The organism is Microbacterium binotii (assembly GCF_021398715.1).
GTDB classification, from domain to species: domain Bacteria; phylum Actinomycetota; class Actinomycetes; order Actinomycetales; family Microbacteriaceae; genus Microbacterium; species Microbacterium binotii_A.
The window spans coordinates 1,298,784-1,321,269 of sequence record NZ_CP090347.1; the positions used below are offsets into that span (position 1 = coordinate 1,298,784).

Genomic DNA, 22,486 nt, shown 5'->3' on the forward strand with positions numbered 1-22,486 from the left:
GTCGCCGGGGCGCGTTACCGTTTTGCCGATGGCTCTTCTCTCCGCTTCCGCGAGCGCCGCGGCCGACGCCGAGCCGGTGTTCGAGGCGCCCGATTGGGATGCCTCGCAGCGGGCGGTGCTGGACGCGGAGCCGGACCGGTCGCTCGTGGTCGTCGGGGCACCGGGATCAGGAAAGACCACGCTGCTGATCGCGCGTGTGGCGCAGCTCACGGCCCGAGGGCTCGACCCCGACGAGGTGTTGGTGCTCACCTCGACGCGCCAGAGCGCCACCGCACTGCGCGACCGCCTCTCGCTGGCGATGACGGGTGCCCGCTCGGGTGCGCCCGCCCGATCGGTCGCCTCTCTCGCGTTCGAGATCGTGCGCGCGCACGAGGTACGCCGCGACCGCCCGGCGCCGCGTCTTCTCACGGGAGCGGACGACGACCAGATCGTGCACGATCTGCTGCGCGGCGATGACCTCGACGAACAAGACGGGGCCGCATCCCGCTGGCCGGACGGTTTCGGCGCCGCGGTGCGCTCGTCGCGCGCCTTCCGCAGCGAGTTGCGGGCGTTCCTCGCCGAATGCACGACGTGGGGCATCGAACCGCCGGAGCTCGCCGCGCTGGCCGCATCCGAAGGCGTGCCGGTCTGGGAGGCGCTCAGTTCGTTCCTCGTCGAGTACGACGATGCCCGCGGCCATCTGCGCTCCTCGCACCGTGATGCGGCGGGACTCGTCGCCGAGGCCGTGTCGCTGCTCGGCCGGCTCGAGGCGACGGACCCGGCGCTTGCCGTGGTGCGGCGCCTGCGCGCCGTCCTGGTCGACGACGCGCAGGAACTCACCCCGGGTGCCGTCGCGCTGCTGGAGGCGCTGCACGCGCGAGGGATCGCGGTCACCGCCTTCGGCGATCCCGACATCGGTTCCGGCGCCTTCCGGGGCGCGCGTCCCGAGCACTTCGCGCGTCTGGCCGCATCCCTCGGACGCACCGCGGTCCTCGAGCGAACCCACCGCGGCACCGCTCTGCAGACGGATGCCGTGCGGCGGGTCACGAGCAGGATCGGCGCCGCGGGGGTCGTCGCCCACCGGCGGGCGGCGCAGGGGGCACCAGACGATGAGAGCCTCCGGGTGTATCTCGCGCGCTCCGCACCCGAGGAGCACGACCTCATCGCTCGTGTGCTGCGGGAAAGGCATCTGCGCGACGGGGTGGCGTGGGCCGACTGCGCCGTGATCGCCCACGACTCGCGGCAGGTCGCCGCGCTCGAGGCAGAGCTCGGCGCGCGGGAGGTGCCTGCCCGAGCGCCTGGTCTCGTCGAGCCGTTGGGGACGCGGGGGAGCGTCAGGCGTCTGCTCACGGTCGTCCGCGCGGCGGCCGAGGAGATCGATCCGGCCGAGACGCTCCTGTCCGCGGGATTCGACCCCGTCGACCTCCGCAGACTCCGAGCGGCGCTGCGTCGGGCCGAGGTGCTCGTGGCGGGCACGAGGTCCGCCGCTCACCTGCTCGCAGAGGCGTTGCGGGAGCCCGCGCGGCTGGAGGCGCTCGGCACACGGGAGGGATCGCGTGCCGCGACGATCGCCGTGACACTCGCGCAGCTGCGGGACGGCCTCGGGCGCGGCGCCACCGCGCACGAGCTGCTGTGGACCGCGTGGTCGCGCAGCGGACTGGAAGCCGCGTGGTCGACGCTCGCCCGCGGATCGGGTCCGCTCGCCGAGCAGGCCGACCGCGACCTGGATGCGGTCGTGGCGCTCTTCCAAGCCGCCAAACGCTTCGGCGAGCGTGCCGAGGAGGGCGGTCCCCGTGACCCGATGGTGTTCGTGCGGGGTGTCCTCGACAGCGACGTGGCCGAAGACCTCTTCGCTCCTCCGAGTCGCAGGGAGCGGGTGCAGGTGCTCACCCCCGCGGCGGCGCTGGGTGCCGAGTTCGACACGGTCGTGATCGCCGGCATGCAGGAGGGCGTCTGGCCCAACACGCGTCTGCGCGGCACCCTGCTGCAGGCATGGCGGCTCGCGGAGGCGCGCATCGGCGCGGACGCGCCGAGCACCCGTGATCGGCGCCGAGAGGTGCTGCACGACGAGTTGCGTCTGTTCGCCCGGGCGCTGTCTCGCGCGCGCAGCCGTGTGGTGGTGACCGCGGTCTCGGACGACGCATCCGTGCCGAGCCCGCTCCTGGAACTGCTGCCCGACGCCCAGCCGGCGCCCACCCGGCATCCGCTCTCGCTCCGAGGGCTCGTGGCAGCCCACCGGCGGACCCTGACCACGACGACCGCGCCCGCGGCCCGCTCGCACGCGGCCGGGCAGCTCGTTCATCTGGCCGATGCGCGTGTCGCCGGCGCCGCCCCCGCGCAGTGGTACGGCATGGCTCCCACCACGTCCCACGGGCCGCTGCACGACGCCGTCGAGACATCCGTGCGACTCTCGCCCTCCCGACTGGAAGCGCTGGAGACCTGTCAGCTGGACTGGGTCATCGCGGACCTCGGCGGTGCGCGCACCGAGACGACGGCCGGTCTCGGGACGCTCCTGCACCACGCGATGGAGACCGCAGGACCGGACGAGGACTCTCTCTGGCGAGCGGTCGAAGAGCGCTGGGACGAGCTGGAGTTCGATGCTCCGTGGCGCGAGCGCGTCGAGCGAGACCGCGCGCGCGACCTGGTCCGGCGGCTCTCGGCCTACCTCCGGGACTTCGAGGCGCGCGGCGGGAGACTGCTGGGAGCCGAGTCGAGGTTCGAGGTGTCGCTGCCGCATCCGGCGGGTGACGAGGCGCAGCCCATGGTGCTGTCGGGAACCATCGACCGCGTCGAGCTGCTGCCCGACGGGCGCGTGGAGATCGTCGATCTCAAGACCGGGCGATCCGTGGCGAGCACGGACGCGAAGGTGGCCGAGAATGCGCAGCTGGCGGCCTACCAGGTCGCGGTGGATGCGGGCATGGTGCCCGACGCGCAGGGGCGTGACAGTGCGGGAGCGAAGCTGCTGGTTCTGCAGCCCACGTCGTCCCGTGCGATCTTCGCGACGCCCACGCAGCCTCCCCTCGACGATGCGGCGCGTGCCGCCTTCCTCGGCCGACTGAACGCGGCGGCGACCGTGATGGGTGCGCGCTCCTTCGAGGCGCACTATGAGACGCACTGCCGCGACGACTTCTCGCACGGCGTGTGCCGCATCCACACGGTCGCACCGGTGAGTGCTCCGTGACCGGGCTGATCAGCGCGGCGGCGATCGCCGCCGCGCTCGGGCAGTTCCCGCCCACGGCCGAGCAGTCGGCGGTGATCGAGTCCGATCTCGAACCGGCGCTCGTGGTCGCGGGAGCCGGCAGCGGCAAGACCGAGACGATGGCCGGCCGCGTCGTGTGGCTCGTGGCGAACGGTCTCGTCCGCCGCGACCAGATCCTGGGGCTCACTTTCACCCGCAAAGCGGCGGGAGAGCTCGCTGAGCGCATCCAGCGTCGCCTGGCGCGTCTCGCGGAGTTCGAGCGGCGCGGACTTCTCGGCAGCCTCGAGGATCTCCACCGTCGCGGCGAGTTGGCGGGTTTCGGTGAGATCGAGCGTTCGGGCGGATCCGACGACGATCGACGCAGGCTTCTGGATCGTCTCGCCGAGGAGCGCGTCGTCGACGCGGTGCCCGCCGACGACGCAGACGATCTGCTCGACCGGCCGACGGTCTCGACGTACAACAGCTTCGCCGACGGCATCGTCCGCGAACACGCGGCCCGCATCGGGCGCGACGCGGAAGCCGTCGTGCTGTCCGAGTCCGCCGCCTGGCTGCTGATGCGCCGCACGGTGCTCGCCTCGGACGACCCGGAGCTCGAGGCGACGGAGGAGTCGCTGCGGACCCTCGTCGATCGTGCGCTGCGCATCGCGCGCGACGCCGTCGACAACCTCGTCGATCTCGACGACCTCGAGCGATTCCCCGAGACGTTCGCGCGCGTCGTCGACGTCCCGTCGGAGAACGCGCGCACCACGGTCTACAAGGACGTGCTGGACGACGTCGCCGCGGTCGGCAAGCTCTCGCTCTACGCACGCCTCGCCCGTGAGTACGACCAGAACAAGCGCCGGACCGGGGTGATCGACTTCGCGGATCAGGTGGCCGGGGCCTACGAGATCGTGCGAGGCGATCCGCGACTGGTCGAAGAGCTGCGCGACCAGTACCGCGTGGTGCTGTTGGACGAGTATCAGGACACCTCGGTGGTGCAGAGTCTGCTGCTCTCGACCCTGTTCGCGGATTCTGCGGTGATGGCGGTCGGAGACCCTCACCAGGCGATCTACGGATGGCGTGGTGCGAGCGCCGGCAACCTGGCGGGTTTCGCCGCGGCATTCTCGGCCCGCGACACGTGCGCTCGATTCGACCTGCTCACGAGCTGGCGAAACGCTCCGGCAGTGCTCCGCGCGGCCACCGCCGTGCTGGCGCCGCTCGCCGAACGCAGCGCCGTCGCGGTGGGCACCCTGCGCGCGAGACCCGGCGCCGACGACGGGCGGGTCGAGATCGTGACGGAGCCCGACCTCGAGAGCGAGGCGGATGCGGTCGCGCGCTGGTTCGCCGAGGTCATCCGCGCGCGCGGTGCCGAGGGGCGCTCGACGACGGGCGCCGTGCTCTTCCGTGCCAAGAAGCACATGCCGCGATTCGCCGAGGCGCTGGCACGTCACGGCATCCCGCATCGCGTTCTCGGCCTCGGCGGACTGCTGAGCACGCCCGAGATCGTCGACATCGTCAGCGCCCTGCGCGTCGTCAGCGATCCTACGCAGGGCTCCGCCCTCATTCGTCTGCTGAGCGGTCCGCGATGGGCGATCGGGCTGGCGGATCTGGCCGCGCTGAACGATCTCGCCCAGCGCCAGGTGCGTGCGCAGGCCGGCGGCGAGAGCGAGCCGGACCTACTGGCGCGGCTGCGTCAGAGCGCGCGCAGCGAGACCGGGTCGCTCATCGACGCCCTCGATCTGTTCGCGAGGCTCCGCCCAGACCACGCCTGGTTCCAGACGTTCACCCCTGCCGCGCGGGATCGACTACGGGAGGCGGCGGCGGTATTCGCCGGGCTCCGGCAGGTGGCAGCGACCCTGCCCCTGACGGAGCTTGTGCGGGCGATCGAGGTGGAGCTGCGGCTGGACATCGAACTCGCCGCCAACGAGAGCCGCGGGCCGGCGCGCACGGCTGCCGCCCAGGTGCGGGCGTTCGTCGACGAGGTCAACGCATTCCTCGCCGCCGACGAACACGGCTCTCTGACGAGCCTGCTGGCCTGGCTCGAGCACGCTGAGCGCAGCGACGACCTGGCGCCGAGGACCGATCCACCGGAGTCGGACGTGGTGCAGCTGCTGACCATCCACGGCTCGAAGGGGCTGGAGTGGGATGCGGTCGCCGTCGTCCGGCTCGTCGAGGGCGAGCTGCCGTCCACGCCGAAGGAGACGCGGGGCTGGCTCGGCGCGGGGGTCCTGCCCTACGTCTTCCGGGGGGACTCCGCGTGGCTGCCGCGGTATCCGTGGCAGGGTGCCGAGAGTCAGCAGCAGTTGCGTGATCGCCGCACGGCGTTCGTCGACGCCCACCGGGACCGCGCACTCGAAGAGGATCGGCGTCTCGCGTACGTGGCCGTCACGCGTGCCCGCGACCACCTGCTGCTGAGCGGATCGCCCTGGGCGGGAACGACGAAGCCACGGGAGCTGAGCCGGTTCACGATCGAGATCGCGCAGGCGCTCGAGCAGCACGATCCCCGCATCGATCCGGGAGAGAACCCGCTGGCGGATGCGGCTCGCACGCTGCACTGGCCGCTCGACGCCCTGGGGTCGCGCAGGTCGCGGGTCACCGATGCCGCCGCCGCGGTGGAGGCCGCGCGCGTGGATCCGGGTGATGCGGACGACGAGCTCGCCCTGCTGCTCGCCGAGCGCACCGAACGTCTGCGGCCGGCCCGGTCCGGCGCCCCGGTGCGCATCCCGGCATCCGCGTACAAGGACTTCGTCACCGATTACGACGCCGCCGTCGCGGCGCTCGAGCGCCCCATGCCGGAGCGGCCCTATCGACAGACCTCGCTCGGCACGCGGTTCCACGCGTGGGTGGAGCGTCGTTCCGGGGTGAGTGCCTCCGTCTCGCTCGACGACCCGCTGTGGTCGGCCGAGGTCGAGCAGAGCGGCGACGACGCGGACTTCGAGCGTCTCGTCGAGATCTTCGAGGCGAGCGAATGGGCGATGCTGCAGCCGATCGAGGTCGAGACGGAGATCGACTTCCGCTACATCGGCATCGACGACCGGCCCCATGTCGTGGTGTGCAAGCTGGACGCCGTCTACCGCAGGGGCGATCGCATCGAGATCGTCGACTGGAAGACCGGTCGTGCTCCGCGCTCGGAGTCCGAGCGCCGGGAGCGTCTCGTACAGCTCGAGCTGTACCGCCAGGCCTATCACGCCAGGCACGGCGTGCCGGTCGAGCAGATCGACGTCGCGCTCTACTACGTCGCCGACGACCTGGTCATCCGCGACTGAGCCGGCGTCCCGGCCTGCTCAGCCCTCGGTCCAGCGGCGCAACGCCTCCCGGGACGCCCGCGCGGTCTCTTCGCGGCTCTCCTCGTCGTCGTCCGCGGTGTCGGCCGTGTCCTCGTGCGCCGGCTGCGGTCTGGCCGTCCACTCGGACAGGTCCACCGGAAGCGTCGGCATGCCCTCCGCGGAGGCCGGGCTCGAGCGATCCTCCTCCTCGGCGAGGTACGCGCCCAACTCGACCGGGTCATAGGCGTCGGTCTGCATCGAGGTCTGTCCGCCGGCGGGCTCGGTCTCCGGCAACCGGCCGAGAAGCGCGATGGCATCGTCGACATCGGCGGAACCGGTCCGGATGAGTTCGGTGCCCGCCGTCGCGTCGGCGAGCGATGTCAGCAGCTTCGTGGCGTCCTCGACGACGAACTCGTCGCCCTGGTCGACGCCGTGCACCAGCCACTTCGCGAACTCGAGCTCGGCGAACAACCGCGCCCGTGTCTTCAGAGCGGGGTCCGGCGAACGATGCGAGGCCGCTGCGTACCCCTCGTGGACGCCCTCGACCGATTCCGGCGCGGATCCCAGCCACCTCAGATCCACGGCGGGATCCCCGATGGACAGGCCCTGCCAGTCCAGAAGGGCGACGACCTCGGGTGTGCCGTCGACGTCGTCGAAGACGAAGGAAGACACGTCGAGCCCGTCCAGCACGACCGTGGGCTCGTAGCGCCACGCGGCATCGTCGTCCAGGAGGCTCAGCCAGCGCTCGCGGAGCTCGGGTACGAGGCGACTCGTGTCGTCCGCACGCTCGACGAGACGCCGTGCGTCGGCGCGCACCTGCTGCGCGGAGCGCACCGGGTAGCCCTCGGCGCGGATCACCGTGATCGGGAGATCGTGCACGGCCGCGATCGCTCGGCCGACGAGTCCGGTGAACCCCGGCCCCGGCGGCAGGTCGGCGGCGTCGACGCGGTAGCCGGCCAGGTAGTCCGTGACGATGACCTGGTCCGGTCCCATCGAGGTCTCGCCGAGCACCGTGGGCGCCTGGAACGGAAGCAGACTGCGCACCCCGGCGCTCAGCGACGACAGGACGCGGGCATCGGCGCGGGCCGTTCGCCCCGCTTCGTCGTCGCCCGCCACGCGCACCACGACGCGCCGGCCGTCGGCGAGATCCACCAGCGCCGCGGCGGTGCCCGCCTCGTCCGTGCTGCCCAGTCGACCCGCGCTCACGACGACGGCCTCCGGGAGAGCCGCCGTCACCGACGCGGCTAGAGTGAGAGGTGAGCGTGGCATGCACTCAGGGTAGGCGTCCACCCCCGGCCCGAGCCGGTCGCCACGCCCGTCGAGGAGGTATCGGTGAGCGTTTCCGACACCGGTGCACAGGCCCTGTTCCCGCTCCGGCGCGCCGCGGACGAGCGGCAGGATCCGGAGCTGGTCGACAGACTGCGTGCCGACCCGACGACCTTCGCCGTGGCCGTGGCGGGCGACCTCGTGTCGATCTCCGGCAGCGCCGAGCACCCTCGTCTGCGCCTGGTCCCGGCGGCCGGCGTCACCGCATCCGAGTGGGCCTTCCTCGGGCGCACCGTCGACGGACGCGGCGTTGTCGCGGCGGTGACCGAGACCGTGGCCGAGCCGTTCGCCCGATTGCGGGAGATCGGCGGCCTGCTCCCGGAAGTGGAATCGGATGCGGCGACGACCGCCGTCGCACTGGGCAGCTGGCTGCGCGAGCAGGGGTACTGCCCGTTCTGCGGTACACGCACCGATCTGCGGCAGGCGGGCTGGGCCCGACACTGCCCGCACTGCGGGCGAGAGCACTTCCCGCGTACGGACCCCGCGATCATCGTGGCGGTGCACGACGCCGACGACCCGGATCGGTTGCTTCTGGGCAGCAACGCCGCCTGGCCTGCGGGAAGGTACTCCTGCTTCGCCGGCTTCGCCGAAGCGGGCGAGTCGCTGGAGGACGCGGTGGCCCGCGAGGTCGCGGAGGAGGCCGGGGTGGAGCTCGTCGGGGTGCGGTATCGCGGATCCCAGGCCTGGCCTTATCCGCGGTCGTTGATGCTCGGCTTCCACGCCGCGGCGCGAGTCGCCGCCGCGGCGCGCCCCGACGGCGACGAGATCGTCGAGGTGCGCTGGTTCACGCGCGAGGAGATCGGCGCGGCGCTCGAGGGCAGGGGAGAGGTCGTGCTGCCCGGCTCCGCATCCATCTCCTGGCGGCTGATCCGCGACTGGTACGAGGAGCGCGCATGAGCGTCGACATCCTGGCCGGTCTCGACGAGCAGCAGCACGCCGCGGTGATGGCGGTGCGGGGCCCGGTGCGGGTGCTGGCCGGAGCGGGCACGGGCAAGACCCGCGTCATCACGCGGCGCATCGCCTACGGCGTCGACAGTGGAACGTACTCACCGGGCCGGGTGATGGCTCTGACCTTCACGGCGAAGGCGGCGGGCGAGATGCGAGGGCGCCTGCGCGCGCTCGGGATCGTGGGCGTCGCCGCGCGCACCTTCCACGCCGCCGCCCTCTCCCAGCTGAACTACTTCTGGCCGCAGGTGGCGGGCACGCCTGCCCCGCGCATCATCGACAACAAGGTGCGCCTGCTGGCGCAGGCGGCGGAGCAGCAGCGCCTGCACCTCGACACCGCGACTCTGCGCGATGTCGCCGCCCACATCGAGCAGCGGAAGGTCGCCATGCGCCGGATCGACGAGATCGGCAGCACGCGCCCCGTCACGATCGGCACGCTCGACACCGGGCAGATCCGCGATCTGCACGCCGCCTACGAGAAGCTGAAGGACGAGCGTCACCAGCTCGACTTCGAGGACGTGCTGCTCGCCTGCGCGGGCATGATCGAAGCCGAGCCGCGCGTCGCCCAGTCGGTGCGTGAGCAGTACCGCCACTTCACGGTGGACGAGTTCCAGGACGTGTCGCCGCTGCAGAACCGACTCCTCGAGCTGTGGCTCGGCGAGCGACGCGACCTGTGCGTCGTGGGCGATGCGAGCCAGACCATCTACTCCTTCGCCGGTGCCCGCGCCGACTACCTCCTGGACTTCCCCCGGCACCACCCCGACGCGCGCAGCTTCACCCTCGAGCACAACTACCGCAGCGACCAGCCCGTGCTTCGGGTGGCCAACGCACTCATGCGCGGCCGTCCCGGCGCGCTGCAGCTGGTCACCGACCGCGGCGCAGATTCTCCCGTGCCCACGGTGACCCGTTTCGACGACGACGCCCACGAGGCTGCGGGTGTGGCCGCCCGCATCCGCGCGCAGCTCGACGACGGCGTGGATCCGCGGGAGATCGCCGTCCTGTACCGGGCGCATGCGCAGTCGGCGGAGCTCGTGACGGCACTCGCGGATGCGGGCGTTCCCACCAGCGTCATGGGCGGCAAGCGCTTCTTCGACCTGCCGGAGGTGCGCCAGGCGGTCATGGCGCTGCGCGCCGCCACGGTGGCCCCGATGCAGGGAGGATTCCGCGACACGGTTCGCGACGTGCTCCGCGGATGCGGCTACACGGACGAGCCGCCGGCCGTCGGCGGGGCTCTGCGCGACGCGTGGGAAGCGCGCGCCGCGCTGCTGGCACTCGCCGAAGAGCAGCCCGAGGACACAACGCTGCGCGCGTTCACGGACGACCTGATGGCCAGGGCGAGAGACCAGCACGAGCCCTCGCTGGCGACGGTGACGCTCGCGACGCTGCACGCGGCGAAGGGGCTCGAGTGGGACCACGTGCACCTGGTGGGGCTCTCGGAGGGACTGCTGCCGATCTCCTACGCGCAGGGATTCGAGCAGATCGACGAGGAGCGGCGGCTGGCGTACGTCGGTATCACGCGGGCCGCGCGTACGCTGTCGCTGTCGTGGGCATCGCAGTCGGCGCGGCAGTCACGGCAGCCGTCTCGCTTTCTGCAAGAGATCGGCACGCGCACGCTGGATGAACGACCGGCCAGACCGACCTCCGGTGGGGCGAGGAAGCAGCGAACGTCATCCGGCGTCGGGCGGCCGACGCCGGGAGCTGACCGGTGAGCAGACGCGCGGCGTAGGCGACGGCCTCCCCGACGAGCGCCGCCGCCACGGGCGGCGCGGGCTGGGACATGAGCTGCGCCGCGATGCCCGGCCACGCGGCATCCTCGTCGCGACGATGCGCGGCATCGCATGCGAGGCAGGGTCCGTCGCCGGGGGTGACGAGCGGCCCCACGTGCACCTGATCGCCCGCGAGGGTGATCGGCAGATGCGGCCGCTCGTCCCGGAGATGTCCGCGGTAGCGTCCCGGGTCGGCGACGAACGACTCCAGCATGACCACGGTGCAGCGCTCGTCGGGATCGGTGACGAGCTCCACCGAGGTGTCGAGCAGTCGGATCACCGCGACGGCGACGGCTCCGTCGATGGCGTCGGAGACCTCGAAGCCCACGCGGGCGCGGGGGGAGTCCGAGCACAGGACCGGCGCGAGCTGCTCCAGCATCTCTGCGACGGCCGCTCGGTCGGCCCCCAGCGAGCCGGCGAGGGTCATCGCGTCGTTGGCGCTGACACCTGCGCGAAGCGCATGCACGAGCCACTCGTGCCACGGCTCCGCCCCGGCGATCACGACGCGCGCTTCGTCTCCGAACTGCAGCGTGCGCTCGTCGCGCCAGACCGGCGGATAGGCGGGATCGAGTCGGAGCATGTCCCGATTCTGTTCCCGCCGGCGCCGGGTCCGCCGTTGTCCACATCGCCGGACCCGCGCGGGAGCCGGCTGGGGAGGAGAGATCAGACGGGGCGGGGACCCTCCGGCCCCTCACCGCCCTCCTCTTCGGCGAGCAACTGTTCGAGCGCCTCGTCCATCGCATCCCGCTCCGGAGCCTCGCCCCGCGCGCGTGCGGAGAGGCGCTCGATCAGCGCGGTCGGGTCGTCGATGTCGGTCGCGCCCGGAAGCAGGTCCGGATAATCCCAGAGGGCGTCGCGTCCGGCGACGCCGACGGCGTCGGTGACCTGTCGCCACATCGCCGCGGCCTCCCGCATCCGTCGGGGGCGCAGCTCGAGGCCGACGAGCGAGCCCAGCGCCTTCTCCGCGGGACCGCCGACGGCGCGCCGGCGGCGGACGACCTCCGCGATGCGGTCGGCGCTCGGCAACCGATGGGTGGCGTCGGCCGTCACGATGTCGACCCAGCCTTCGATGAGCGCGAGGAGTGTCTCCAGACGGGTGAGGGCGAGATCCTGCTGCTCGGTGCGCTCGGGAAGCAGGGCGCCGCTCTCGAGTGCCTGACGCAGCTCCTCGGGCTGGCTGGGATCGAACCGCTCCGCGAGCTCTTCGAGCCGACTCGTGTCGACGTGGATGCCGCGGGCGAACTCGGTCACCTGGGCGATCACGTCCAGACGAAGCCAGCGGGCATGGCGGAAGAGGCGTGCGTGGGCGAGCTCCCGCGTCGCCACGTACAGCGCGAGCTGGTCCTCGGGGATCTCCAGACCCTGGCCGAAATCGGCGAAGTTCTGCGGCAGGATCGCCGCGGCGCCGGCGGGCATGACGGGAAGCCCCACGTCGCCGCCGCTGACGACCTCCATGGACAATCGCCCGACGACCTGGCCCAGCTGCGTCGCGAACAGCGAGCCGCCGATCGAGCGCATCATGCGTCCCGCGCCCTGGAGCATGGCCTGCATCTCCTCGGGGGCCTGCTCGGCCAGCGTCGCCGTGAGGGCGTCGGCGATGCTCGTGGCGACGGGCTCTGCGAGCTCGCGCCAGACCGGCATCGTCGCCTCCACCCAGGCGCCGCGGGTGAGAGCGCGCGGCGCCTCGGCGAGCTCGGAGATGGTGGTGGCCTCACCCAGCCACAGGGTGGCGAGAGAGAACGCCTGGTCCAGGTCGCTCCGGGATCCTGCGGCCACGCCGAGGTCGCTCTGGTTCGCGATGTGCAGAGCCTGACGTTCGGCCGCATCCCACGCGATCGAGCCGTCCGAGCTCGTGAACGCGCGCTGCATCTGGCCCATCATCTGCTGCATCATCGCGGGGTCGATGCCCATCTGCTGGAGCTGTCGCAGCTGCTCCGGGTCGAGACCGTCGGCTCCGAACAGCTGGCGCAGCAGCTCCTGGAACTGGTCTTCGGGGCTCCGGTCGTCCTCGTCTGCCACGTCAGGCGCCTTTCAGCCGGGGGATAACGTCCCGTTCTACGCTAGTCGCAGGGATACATCGCACAGCCGGGCGAGCACGACTTCGCCGTACGCCGGCCGCGAACGGCCGACGAAAGAGGCACAGTGACATTGTTCGAGACCCCGGGCTCTCTTGCGCCCGAGCCGGCGCGTCGACCCATGCCGCGGTCAGTGGTGGTCGGCATCTGGGCGTTGGTCGTCGCCCTGCTGGCGCTGCTGGCGATGTCCTTCCTGCCGAGCCCCTACGTGATCGAGCGCCCCGGGCCCGTCTACAACACGCTCGGCGAGGTCACCGACGCCGATGGCAAGGACGTGCCGTTGATCGCCATCGACGGCGCCGAGACCTACCCGACGGGCGGATCGCTGGACCTGCTGACCGTGCAGGTCATCGGCTCTCCCGAACAGCGGCTGTCCTGGCTGGATGCGGCCGTCGCCTGGTTCGACCCCACCAAGGCCGTCGTCCCGATGGAGCAGATCTTCCCGACCGGACAGACGAGCGAGCAGCGGTCGGAGCAGAACACCGCGATGATGGTGGACTCGCAGGCGGATGCCACCGCCGCCGCGCTCACGCATCTCGGCTACGACGTGAACCCGCAGCTGCAGGTCACCGCGGTCGCCGACGGATCGCCCGCGAGCGGCCAGCTGCAGGCTGGCGACCGCATCCTCCAGGCGAACGGCACGGCCGTCACGACCGCCGAGGGTCTGCGCCGCATCATCAACGACGGTGCGGGGGCCCCCATCCAGATCCTCATCGACCGCGGCGGCGCTCAGCAGAGCGTCACCGTCACACCGCAGGAGGGGACGGGCGACGCCGCCGGCGTGTGGCAGATCGGCATCACCCTCACGGTCTCCTACACGTTCCCCTTCGACGTCCAGGTGCAGCTCAACAACGTCGGCGGGCCGTCGGCGGGCATGATGTTCGCGCTCGGAATGATCGATCAGCTCACCCCGGGCGAGCTCAACGGAGGCGCGCAGGTCGCCGGCACCGGCACCATCAGCGCGGACGGCGAGGTGGGACCCATCGGCGGCATCCGCCAGAAGCTCTGGGGCGCGCACGACGCGGGCGCCCAGTACTTCCTGGCACCCGAAAGCAACTGCGACGAGGTCGTCGGCCATGTTCCCGACGGTCTCCGCGTCTTCTCGGTGTCGACTCTCGACGACGCCGTCGACGTGCTGGATGCGATCTCCTCCGACGCCGAGCTGGACGCGCTTCCCACCTGCAGCTGACCGATCGCCGTGCATAGCGGGCTCACGGCGACCGCCCGGGTGCGCCCCTCGTAGGATGAAGGGGTGACTTCGACCGCAGCGCCGACGCCCGTCCCTGTCAACAGATCCCGGCGGGTGATCGCGATCTCGCTTGCCGTCATCGCGGCGCTCGCGGTGGGGTTCTTCCTCTTCGCGAGCCTCTACGCCGACTGGCTCTGGTACGACCAGCTCGGCTACTCGACGGTTCTGACCACGCAGTGGCTCTGGCGCGCCGCGATGTTCGTGGTGGGCTTCCTCGGGATGGCCATCCCGATCTGGATCGCGATCCAGCTCGCCTACCGGCTGCGTCCCGTCTACGTGCGCCTGAGCTCCCAGCTCGACCGCTACCAGGAGGTCGTCGAGCCGCTGCGGCGTCTCGCGATGTGGGGAATCCCGGTCTTCTTCGGCTTCTTCGCAGGATTCGCGACCTCGGCGCAGTGGGAGACCGCGGCGCTGTGGCTCGGTGGGGTGCACACCGACACCGCCGACCCGCAGTTCGGCATGGACACCGGCTTCTACCTCTTCGCGCTGCCGTTCTACCAGGGTGCGGTCGGTTTCGCCTCCGCCGTCGTGCTGGTGGCACTTCTGGTCACTGCGCTCGTGTCCTACCTCTACGGTTCGGTGCGCATCGGCCAGCGCGAGCTTCGCATCTCCAAGCCCGCCCGCATCCAGCTCGCCATCATCGCGGGTCTCTACCTGCTGCTGCAGGGTGTGAGCCTGTTCCTCGACCGCTTCGGCACCTTGACGCAGGCGGGCGACCGGATCACGGGTGCGAGCTACACGACGGTCAACGCGACAATCCCCGGCCTCACGATCCTCTCGATCGTCGCCGCCTTCGTCGCCGTTCTCTTCTTCGTCACGGCCATCATCGGACGTTGGCGCTATCCGCTGATCGCGACAGCGCTGCTGGTGGTCACCTCGCTCGTCGTGGGGGTCGCGTACCCGTGGATCCTCAACACGGTCCAGGTGCGGCCCAACCAGCGCACGCTCGAGATGCCGTACTTCGAGCGGAACCTCGACGCGACCAAGACGGCGTTCAACATCGAGGGTCTCGACACGACGTCGTACGACGCGAAGACCGACGCCGAGCCCGGTCAGCTGCGCTCCGACGCCGAGACGACCGCATCCATCCGCATCATGGACCCGGCGATCATCCAGCCGACCGTGCGCCAGCTGCAGCAGTACCGTCCGTACTACCGCTTCGAGGATCCGCTGGACGTGGACCGCTACAAGATCGACGGTCAGACGCAGGACACCGTCGTCTCGGTCCGTGAGGTGAACACGGCGGGTCTCGGCGACGCCGGGTCCTGGCAGAACTCCACCCTCGTCTACACGCACGGTTACGGCCTCGTGGTCGCCAAGGGCAACGAGCGCACGACCGACGGCGACCCCGTCTTCATCGAGGGCAGCATCCCCGCATCCGGGTTCCTGACCGACGAGAAGTACGAGCCGCGGATCTACTTCGGCGAGAACTCTCCGGCGTACTCCATCGTGGGCGCGCCCGAGGGCACGACCCCGATCGAACTGGACTACCCGTCGGCGAGCGACGGCGGCAACGACACCCGCACGACCTTCGACGGCGACGGCGGCCCGTCCATCGGCAACATGTTCAACCGCCTGATCTACGCACTGAAGTTCCAGTCGGAGCAGATCGTCTTCTCCGACTCGATCAACGAGAAGTCGCAGATCCTGTACGACCGAGACCCCGCTGTGCGCGTGCAGAAGGCGGCGCCGTACCTCACGCTCGACTCCGACCCGTACCCGAGCGTCGTGGACGGCCGCGTGGTGTGGATCGTCGACGGATACACGACGAGCGACCAGTACCCGTACTCCACGGCGACGAGCATGTCGCAGGCGATCGAGGATGCGAACAACCCGACTCCGCGCGTCGCGCTCGACAACGTCAACTACATCCGCAACTCGGTGAAGGCGACCGTCGACGCCTACGACGGCAAGGTCACCCTCTACGCCTGGGACGACACCGATCCGCTGCTGCAGGCGTGGCAGAACGTCTTCCCGACGACGATCAAGCCGGTCTCGGACATGTCCGCCGACCTCATGAGTCACGTGCGTTACCCGACGGACCTGTTCAAGGTTCAGCGCGCCATGCTCGGCGAGTACCACGTCGACACGGCCCAGTCGCTCTACGAGCGTGACAACGCCTGGTCCACGCCGGCCGACCCGCAGAACCCCGACGTCAACCAGCCGCCGTACTACCTGAGCATGAAGATGCCGGGTCAGGACGAGCCGAGCTACTCGATGTTCACGAGCTTCATCCCGCAGTCGACGGGCACGGAGTCGCGCAACGTCCTGATGGGCTACCTCTCGGTGGACTCGGACGCCGGCAGCCAGGCGGGCGTGAAGAGCCCCGACTACGGCAAGCTGAGGCTCTTGGAGATCACGGCCGGCGCCACCATCCCCGGCCCCGGCCAGGTGCAGAACACCTTCAACTCGGATCCCGGGATCTCCGCGCAGATCAACATCCTGAAGCAGGGCCAGTCGAACGTCATCAACGGCAACCTGCTGACCCTGCCCGTCGGCGGCGGACTGCTGTACGTGCAGCCGGTGTTCGTGCAGGCCTCCAGCGGTACACAGCTGCCGCAGCTGCAGAAGGTGCTGGTCGCCTTCGGTACCGAGGTCGCGTTCGAGGACACCCTGAACGAGGCGCTCAACGCGCTGTTCGGCGGCGACTCCGGCGCCAACGCGGGCGACCAGGACGTCGCGCCCGATCCGGGGACGACGCCCTCGCCCGAGCAGACCGGTGGCACGGACGGCACGTCCACGGGGAACACCGGAAGCCCGGACTACCAGGCCGCGCTGCAGGATGCCCGACAGGCGCTGCTCGACCGCGATGCCGCTCTCAAGGCCGGCGACTGGACCAAGTACGGCGAGGCGGACAGTCGGCTGACCGCCGCAGTCGACAAGCTGATCCAGCTCGGCGGCTGACCCGCATCCGCTCGACCTCGCGCCGGTCCCGCCTTCCGCGGGGCCGGCGCGCTCGTCTTCCCCACCCGCGAGACTGCATGTCTGCGACGAGATCACGGTGTTTACCCGTGATCTCGTGCGGGAGATGCAGTCTCGCGGGTTTGATGAGGGGAGCCCGCGGGCGTGAGATCCGGCGAAGGGATGCGGGCCCGCGTCAGGCGGTGAGGAGGGCGTACCAGATCAGCAGCAGGGTCGTGCCGAAGCCGCCCAGTTGGTTGAGCCACAGGAACCGCCCCCACCCGACCGTGGCGCGCTCGCACGTCTCATCGGTGATCGAGCGGTAGGGCCACAGGGCGAGCAGGTACGGGATGACGAGCAGGCCGCCGAGCGGTCCCGGCCACGCCGACGCGAGCATCACGAGGCCTGCCGCGAGATAGCACCCGAGCGCGAACCACACGGTCCACCGCGCGCCGCGCACGGTTGCGATCGAGGCGATGCCGGCCTCGCGGTCAGCGGTGACGTCCTGCACGGCACCGAACGCGTGGGAGGCGACGCCCCACAGCGCGAAGGCGACGAGGACGGCGATGAGCCCCGGAGTGAAGGTCGCGCCCGAGAGCACGAGCCCGTACACCGCGGGTGAGAAGAAGTGGATGCTGCTCGTCAGCGAATCGGCGAACGGCACCTCTTTGAGACGGAGCGGCGGCGCCGAGTAGAACACCACGAAGAACAGGCTGACGGCGAGCACGACCCAGGATGCGGGCGAGCCGACGGCGACGAGGTAGACCACGAACGGCAGGCACGACAGCGCTGCCGCCCACAGCGTGATCCGGTGCATCCGGCGATCGAGGACAGCCCCGTGCGCGCCGCCCTTGCGTGGATTGCGCAGGTCCGACTCGTAGTCGAAGACGTCGTTCACGCCGTACATCGCGAGGTTGTACGGGACGAGGAAGAACAGCGTGCCGAGGATGAGCGTCAGATCCACCGTGCGCGTGGTCATCACCACGGCCGCCGCGAACGGGAACGCCGTGTTGATCCAGCTCACGGGGCGCGACGAGACGAACAGCGTACGAAGTACGCCGGCGGGGCGGAGGTCTGTCATTCGGTCTTCCGAGTCGGGAGCAGCGAGAGCACGGCGGGAACGCCGAACGCTGCGCACAGCGGGTAGGAGAAGTCCTCGATCGGGGCGAGTCCGATCCGGATGCCGCTGAGATGCTCGGCGGGATAGGTGAACAGATCGAGGGCGATCATCACGTTATCGAAGACCGCCGTCAGTGCGAACAGCGCGATGGCGGCGACGACGCTGGCCCGCATCCTTCGCCCGAAGCCGGGCCGGCGTGCACTGATCGCGGTCACGACCGCGGTCACCAGGACGAAGGGCAGCACGATCAGCGCGTAGGTCATGCCGCGTCCCGCCGGCGCTTGGTGACCCGCAGGGACGCGGCGTGCACGACGAGCGCGAGATAGCACAGGAACGCGAGGAACACCGGCTCCTCGACCGGGAGGTGAGGCGCGAGATCGATGCCGACGAGCAGAGGACTGCCGCCTTTGACGAAGACGCCGGTGACGATGCCGACCGCGTCCCAGAGCAGGAAGAAGGCCGTACCGATGCCGACGGCCGCCGCGGTGCGTCCCGGACGCGCCCAGAGCGCCAGCCGGAACCGCGCGTCGAGGGCACCCACCCCGGCGATGCTGATGAGCAGCGCCAGCAGGTAGAGACCGGGCATCACACCGCCTCGGCCGCCGGCTCGGGGAGCGGGCCCGCGGAGCGATCGCCGCGCAGTCGCTTCACGACGAGTTCGGCCGAGATCAGACACATCGGAAGGCCGATGCCCGGCAGCACGGAGGCGCCGGCGTAATACAGTCCGTCCACCTTCGCCGAGGCGTTGCGGGGGCGGAACAACGCGCTCTGCATGAGCGGATGCGCGAGGCCGAGGGCGTTGCCCCGCCAGGCGTGCAGGTCGGTCTCGAAGTCGCCGGGGGCGATCGTACGGCGCACGACGATGCGCTCACGCAGGTCGGGCACGCCGCACCAGGCGGCGATCTGGTCGATGGCCGCATCCGCCGCGCGCTCGATCACGACGTCACCGGCCCCGTCGACACCGCCGTGGCCGAGGCCGGGGTCGGCCGGGATCGGTACCAGGACGAAGAGGTTCTCGTGGCCCTCCGGCGCGACGGAGGGGTCGGTGGCGCTGGGACGGCAGACGTAGAGAGACGCCGGGTCAGGGATGCGGGTCGCGTCGCCGAAGATGGCGGCGAAGTTCGTGCGCCAGTCCTCGGTGAACAGGAGCGTGTGGTGGGTGAGCTCGGGAAGCTCGCCCTTCACGCCGAGGAGCACGAGCAGCGCGCCGTAGCTGGGCGTCTTCGACGTCCACCACGACTCCGGGTAGGTGCGATAGCGCTCCGGGACGAGGCGGGTCTCGGTGTGATGCAGATCGGCGCTGGAGACCACGACGTCGGCGTCGAAGCGGCGGCCGTCGGCCGTCACGACGCCGCGAGCGACGCCGTCGGCGACGAGGATCCGATCGACACCGGCACCGGTCTCGATCACGACACCGCGTTCGGTGGCGAGGCGCGCGATGGCGTCGATCAGCGCGGTGAAGCCGCCCTGCGGGTAGCGCACCCGATCGTCGAGATCCAGGTGGCTCATGAGGTGGTACAGGCTCGGCAGCTGATAGGGAGAGCCGCCCAGGAAGACGCCGGCGTAGCCCAGGATCTGGCGGAGTCGGGTGTCGGTGAAGCGTTTGTCGATCCGGGACTGCAGCGGTTGCGTGAGCAGTCGCGTCAGGTGACCGAGCCGGCGCAGGATCGCGGGGTCGGTCAGGTTTCCGAGGGACTCGTACGTGTCGTAGAGGAAACGGTCGACCGCGAGGTCGTACGCCTCGCCGGCCGAGTCCAGGTAGGCATCCAGACGCGCACCGGCTCCCGGTTCGATCGACTCGAACAGCGCGGTCGCCTCCTCGCGACCCGACACGACGTCGACAGGCGTCTCGTCCAGGTGCGATTCGGCGTAGACGCGATAGGCGGGGACGAGATCGACGAGATCGAGCTGCTCCGCGGTCGTCGTGCCGAGCAGGCGGAAGAAGTGGTCGAACACCTCCGGCATGAGGTACCAGCTGGGGCCGGTGTCGAAGCGGAAGCCGTCGCGCTCCCACGAGCCCGCCCGGCCGCCCACCTCGTCGCGCCCCTCCAGCAGGGTGACGTCGTGCCCGTCGGTCGCGAGCAGCGCGGCCGTGGCGAGCCCTGCGATGCCGCCTCCGATGACGACGGTACGACTCATGAGCGTTCCTTCAGGGGTGCGGCGCCGAGCCAGGCGCGGGCGGCGAGAACGGCCTTCTGCGATGTGGGTACGCGCACACGGCCCTCCGCGCTCGCCCCGCGCAGGCGCGCGGAGAGTGCGGCGAAGAGGTCGTGGGCGGCGGTGACGGCCCTGCGGCAGTCCGGGGGCAGGAGGGGGATGGTGGCGGCTGCTGTGGCGAGGTCCGCGTCGATCCGGTCGAGTACGTCGTCCCGCGTGCGCTCGACGCCGTCGACGGCGAGGTAGTCACGTCCCAAGGCGCCCGCGTCGTGCTCCAGGTCGCGAAGGAAGTTGACGTCCTGGAAGGCGCGTCCGAGAGCGCGCGCCCCGGCGACGAGGTCGGCCGGGGGAGAGGAGGGGGAACGGCGCCCCGCGTTCTCGAAGACGGCGAGACACATGAGCCCCACCACCTCAGCCGATCCGTAGACGTAGCTGTCGTGCGAGACGTCGTCGTGCTCGCGCACACCCAGGTCCGTGCGCATCGATGCGAAGAACGGGGCCGTCAGGTCTTCGCCGATCCCGCACTCGCGGGCGGTCAGGGCGAACGCGTGAACGACGAGGTTCGCGCTGAAGCCGCGCTCGACGGCGGCGCGGGTCTCCGTCTCGAAGGCGTCGAGGACCTCTTCCTGCTGATCGCGGTCCAGGCCGGCCTCTCCGGCCGGCCCGTCCACGATCTCGTCCGCGACACGAACGAGTGCGTAGACGTTGCGGATATGGGGACGGGTGCGCGGACTGAGCAGACCCGTCGCGAGGGCGAACGAGGTGGAGTAGGCGCGGATGACGGATGCGGCGGCGGCCACCGCCGTCCGGTCGTAGAGGGAGAGTCCGCTCGGCTGGTCTCGCGTGCTCACGGCATCCTCTCCGCGATGCGGGTCGCGAGCTCGTCGACGAGCCCGAGAGCCGCCGGCGACAGTGTCGCGGCGTCGGCTCGAGCGGAACGGAGCGTCTCGTCGATGAGGACCGCGAGGCGCTCGCGGGCGCCGGTGGCATCCAACGCGCGCTGTGCGGCGAGCACGGCCACCGGACCCGTGTGCGCGACCGCGAGAGCCTCCGCGACCGCGTCGCGGCCCGCTCCCTGCTGCGCCAGGACGACGAGGGGAGTGCGCTTGGCCTCACGGAGGTCGCTGCCCACATCGCGACCGGCTTGGTCGGCTGTGCCGAAGGCGCCGATCAGATCGTCGACGAGCTGAAAGGCCAGTCCCAGAGCGCCGCCGGCCCGGCGGAGCGCCTCGAGCTCGGGTTCGCTCGCGCCGGCGAGCAGCGCGCCCGCACGCAGCGGCGCGTCGAAGGAGTAGACGGCGGTCTTGTCGTGTGCCGTGGTGAGTACGGCGGCCGCCTCCGCCGCGTGCAGTCCGAGCGCGTTCTCGACGTCGGCGAGCTCGCCGGCGGCGGAGACCGACACGGCGTCGTCGAAGAGTTCCACGAGCGCCGTCCGCGTCGCCGCCGGGACGTCGATGAGCGCGAGGATGCGGGTGGCTTCGTACAGCAGCAGGTCGCCGCCGAGGATCGCCGCCGCGTCGCCGAGATCGTCGGCGCCCGCGGCGGACGCGCCGGCGGCGGTGGCGCGCGTGCGGAACTCGCCCGAGATGTTCAGGACGCCGCGACGCTGGACGTCATGGTCGATCACGTCGTCGTGCACGACGAAGGCCGCGTGCAGCAGCTCGAAGGCCGCAGCGACCTCGTAGACGGCAGGCAGCGCCTCGTCCGCGCCGTCGAACGCGAGGTATGCGCCCACGACGTTCGCCGGTCGGAAGCGCTTGCCGCCGGTTGCCGCGCGCGTGACCGCGGCGGTGAGCGCGGCGTACGCCTCTGCTCCGTCGGTCGCGCGGCGACGGATGCGGGCGAGAGCCGCATCGACGGCCGCGTCGATCCCGGCGCGGTTGTCCGCGCTCAACCAGGAGATCATCGGGCCCCTGCCTGTATCCGCCGCTGGGTGACGAACAGATCGAGTTGACGGGCCTGCAGCACGAGCCAAGGACTGAAGGCCCACTCGGCGGCATCCAGAGCCGTCACGAGGTCGGCCGGGTGCACCCACTGCGTCTCGAGTACCTCGAGGGGGTTGGGTCGCGGCAGGTTCTCGGCGCGTGCGATGTAGACCGGGCAGATCTCGTTTTCGACGATCCCGCTCGCGTCGGTGGCGCGGTATCGGAAGAGGGGAAGGGCGAGTTCGATGTCCGTCAGGCGCAGTCCGAGCTCGGAGTCGGCGTGTCGCTTGACGGCGTTCAGGAGAGGCTCGGCCGGTCGAGGATGTCCGCAGAACGAGTTGGTCCACACCCCGGGCCAGGTGCGCTTGTGCAGGGCTCGACGGGTGACGAGGACGCGGCCTTCGTCATCCAGAACGTGACAGGAGAAGGCGAGATGCAGCGCGGTGTCTGTACCGTGGACACTGCTCTTGGGCGCAGTCCCGATCTGATTGCCTTCGTCATCCACAAGAATGACCTGTTCGATCTCGTCCATGCGCCCTTCCATTTTGCTAGTTTTGCTAGCGAGTTCGATCGAGCATACAGACGGCCTGAGGGGGTGT

Annotated in this window: 15 protein-coding genes; 6 read left to right on the forward strand and 9 right to left on the reverse strand. The window is 70.8% G+C overall.

Annotated elements, in window-relative coordinates:
* Positions 1-28 precede the first annotated feature (28 nt).
* Entirely contained in the window at positions 29-3,160 is a 3,132-nt protein-coding gene (locus tag LXM64_RS06550; protein WP_234075123.1) for an ATP-dependent helicase, read from the forward strand.
* Complete coding sequence (locus LXM64_RS06555) at positions 3,157-6,423, forward strand: ATP-dependent DNA helicase (RefSeq protein ID WP_234075124.1); 3,267 nt, start codon at positions 3,157-3,159, stop codon at positions 6,421-6,423. Before LXM64_RS06550 ends, LXM64_RS06555 begins: the two co-directional genes overlap by 4 nt.
* Positions 6,424-6,441: 18 nt before the next feature.
* Here LXM64_RS06555 and LXM64_RS06560 read toward each other — a convergent pair whose 3' ends face one another.
* The gene (locus LXM64_RS06560; RefSeq protein WP_234075125.1) at positions 6,442-7,692 is read right to left on the reverse strand and encodes a phosphotransferase; all 1,251 of its coding nucleotides are present in this window, start codon (positions 7,690-7,692) and stop codon (positions 6,442-6,444) included.
* A 63-nt stretch (positions 7,693-7,755) separates the two neighbouring features.
* Here LXM64_RS06560 and nudC point away from each other — a divergent pair, with 63 nt between their 5' ends.
* Positions 7,756-8,646, forward strand: a complete 891-nt coding sequence (gene nudC, locus LXM64_RS06565; RefSeq protein WP_234075126.1) for an NAD(+) diphosphatase — start codon at positions 7,756-7,758, stop codon at positions 8,644-8,646.
* A complete protein-coding gene (locus LXM64_RS06570; RefSeq protein WP_234075127.1) occupies positions 8,643-10,403 on the forward strand; it encodes an ATP-dependent helicase in 1,761 nt (586 codons plus the stop codon). The genes nudC and LXM64_RS06570 overlap by 4 nt, the downstream gene beginning before the upstream one ends.
* Positions 10,404-11,123: 720 nt before the next feature.
* Here LXM64_RS06570 and LXM64_RS06575 read toward each other — a convergent pair.
* Positions 11,124-12,479 carry a zinc-dependent metalloprotease gene (locus LXM64_RS06575; protein WP_234075128.1) on the reverse strand — a complete coding sequence of 452 codons (1,356 nt, stop codon included), beginning with the start codon at positions 12,477-12,479 and terminating at the stop codon, positions 11,124-11,126.
* A 123-nt stretch (positions 12,480-12,602) separates the two neighbouring features.
* Between LXM64_RS06575 and LXM64_RS06580 the strand changes: the two genes are divergently transcribed.
* On the forward strand, positions 12,603-13,724 hold the full coding sequence (locus LXM64_RS06580; RefSeq protein ID WP_419144857.1) for a PDZ domain-containing protein: 1,122 nt from the start codon (positions 12,603-12,605) through the stop codon (positions 13,722-13,724).
* 63 nt (positions 13,725-13,787) lie between these two features.
* On the forward strand, positions 13,788-16,688 hold the full coding sequence (locus LXM64_RS06585) for a UPF0182 family protein (RefSeq protein WP_234075130.1): 2,901 nt from the start codon (positions 13,788-13,790) through the stop codon (positions 16,686-16,688).
* A gap of 193 nt (positions 16,689-16,881) precedes the next feature.
* On the opposite strand, the gene LXM64_RS06590 is transcribed toward LXM64_RS06585, so the two are convergent.
* The 7 genes from LXM64_RS06590 to idi are packed head-to-tail and all read right to left on the reverse strand — an operon-like array spanning position 16,882 to position 22,419.
* Entirely contained in the window at positions 16,882-17,766 is an 885-nt protein-coding gene (locus tag LXM64_RS06590; RefSeq protein ID WP_234075131.1) for a prenyltransferase, read from the reverse strand.
* Positions 17,763-18,068: a lycopene cyclase domain-containing protein gene (locus tag LXM64_RS06595; protein WP_137417378.1), complete on the reverse strand. Its 306-nt coding sequence runs from the start codon at positions 18,066-18,068 to the stop codon at positions 17,763-17,765. The genes LXM64_RS06590 and LXM64_RS06595 overlap by 4 nt, the downstream gene beginning before the upstream one ends.
* On the reverse strand, positions 18,065-18,391 hold the full coding sequence (locus LXM64_RS06600; protein ID WP_234075132.1) for a lycopene cyclase domain-containing protein: 327 nt from the start codon (positions 18,389-18,391) through the stop codon (positions 18,065-18,067). Before LXM64_RS06600 ends, LXM64_RS06595 begins: the two co-directional genes overlap by 4 nt.
* Positions 18,391-19,944: a phytoene desaturase family protein gene (gene crtI / locus LXM64_RS06605; protein WP_234075133.1), complete on the reverse strand. Its 1,554-nt coding sequence runs from the start codon at positions 19,942-19,944 to the stop codon at positions 18,391-18,393. Before crtI ends, LXM64_RS06600 begins: the two co-directional genes overlap by 1 nt.
* Positions 19,941-20,813: a phytoene/squalene synthase family protein gene (locus tag LXM64_RS06610; protein ID WP_234075134.1), complete on the reverse strand. Its 873-nt coding sequence runs from the start codon at positions 20,811-20,813 to the stop codon at positions 19,941-19,943. The genes crtI and LXM64_RS06610 overlap by 4 nt, the downstream gene beginning before the upstream one ends.
* Positions 20,810-21,868: a polyprenyl synthetase family protein gene (locus tag LXM64_RS06615; protein ID WP_137417374.1), complete on the reverse strand. Its 1,059-nt coding sequence runs from the start codon at positions 21,866-21,868 to the stop codon at positions 20,810-20,812. Before LXM64_RS06615 ends, LXM64_RS06610 begins: the two co-directional genes overlap by 4 nt.
* Positions 21,865-22,419: an isopentenyl-diphosphate Delta-isomerase gene (gene idi, locus LXM64_RS06620; RefSeq protein WP_234075135.1), complete on the reverse strand. Its 555-nt coding sequence runs from the start codon at positions 22,417-22,419 to the stop codon at positions 21,865-21,867. Before idi ends, LXM64_RS06615 begins: the two co-directional genes overlap by 4 nt.
* Positions 22,420-22,486 lie beyond the last annotated feature (67 nt).